This is a genomic window from Terrabacter sp. P5_B1, assembly GCF_056400505.1.
Genome location: NZ_JBFULD010000552.1, coordinates 1 through 1,371 on the forward strand (window position 1 = coordinate 1; position 1,371 = coordinate 1,371).

1 pseudogene is annotated in these 1,371 nt (G+C 72.0%); it reads left to right on the forward strand.

Features of this window, described 5'->3' with window-relative positions:
- Nucleotides 1-1,195: pseudogene (locus AC1DP0_RS21900) on the forward strand (hypothetical protein); the annotation flags it as partial.
- Nucleotides 1,196-1,371: the final 176 nt, after the last annotated feature.

Consider the following 1,371-nt stretch of genomic DNA (forward strand, 5'->3'; position numbering starts at 1 on the left):
CCACCCGCCGTCGCGTCCCGCCCCGCCCTTGCCGCTGGCGGGGTCCGCGGTCGGGTTCGGCGAGCCGGGGCACGAGGTCTTCCTGCCGGACCTGCGCCTCCACCTGCGCACCGAGGAGGAGGACCCTGGACTGCCCAGCCTCGGCGCCCTCTCCGAGCCGGAGGCATCGGCACGCATCATCGAACGCATGCTCCGGGCAGGTGCGTACCCCGAGGCCACGGTCGCCTCCAGCACCCCGCACGTGGTCCGGTACAAGCCGGGCAGCCGCTGCACCATCGTGTACGACCTCACCTTCGATCCGCCCTCGGATCGACTTCCGATCCGGGTGGTCGCCAAGACGCACCAGGGCGACAAGGGCGCGGTCGCGCACGAGGCCATGACCGCTCTGTGGCACACCGACCTCGCCGGCGGGGAGCACGTGCGCCTCGCCGAGCCCCTCGGCTACCTGCCGGAGGAACGGGTCCTCCTCCAAGGACCGGTGCCCGAGGAACGGACGCTCAAGGAGCTGGCCCGCCAGGCCTTCGAGCAGATGGATCCACCTCTGCTCGAGACCCTCGCAACCGAGCTGCGACGTACCGCCGCGGCGCTCGCCGCGCTTCACCTCAGCGGCGCGCGCTACACCCGCGCGGTCGACTGGACCGACGAGCTCACGGAGACCCGCGAGGTCCTCKACCGCCTGTCGCAGACCGTGCCCGGGCTGCGACAGGCGGGAGAGCCCCTGCTCACCCGGCTCGAGGCGTTCGACAGGGCGACCGGCGCCGACCCGGTCGTCTGTGCCCACCATGACTTCAGGCCCGCCCAGGTCCTCCTCGGCGGCGGTCACCTCGCCTTCATCGACTTCGACGGAGCGGCGATGGCCGAGCCCGGCCTCGACCTGGGCCGGTTCCGCGGCAAGCTGCGCGACATCGGTGTCACGGCACTGGCCGCGTCACCCGACGGCTACCGGGCGGACCTGCTCGCCGAGCGGTTGGGGCTGCTCGACGGGTTCTGCGACCTCTTCCTCGACGAGTACCGCGTCCATGCGCCGGTCACCCCGGGGCGCGTGCTGCTCTGGGAGACCATCGACCTGCTCACGGCACTGCTGCACACCTGGTCGAAAGTGCGCCTGCTGCGAGTCGAGCCCCGCCTGGCCATCCTGCTGCACCAGCTCCGGACGGCCGACCTTCGGCGTCCGGGGTCATCGAGAGGCGCTTGAGCGAGCGGGAGCGCCTCGAGACGGTCGGCGGCAGCGGTGACGGACCGCCCTCGCTCCATCCTCGCTGCCACCCGGGGAGTGTGTCCGACCAAGTTCTCGGAAGCCCGTGTCGAGGCGATGGTTGCGCCGTATCTTTGGCGCCGAAGGTGTCAACGCGGCTCAGCGGGGGCAGGGCC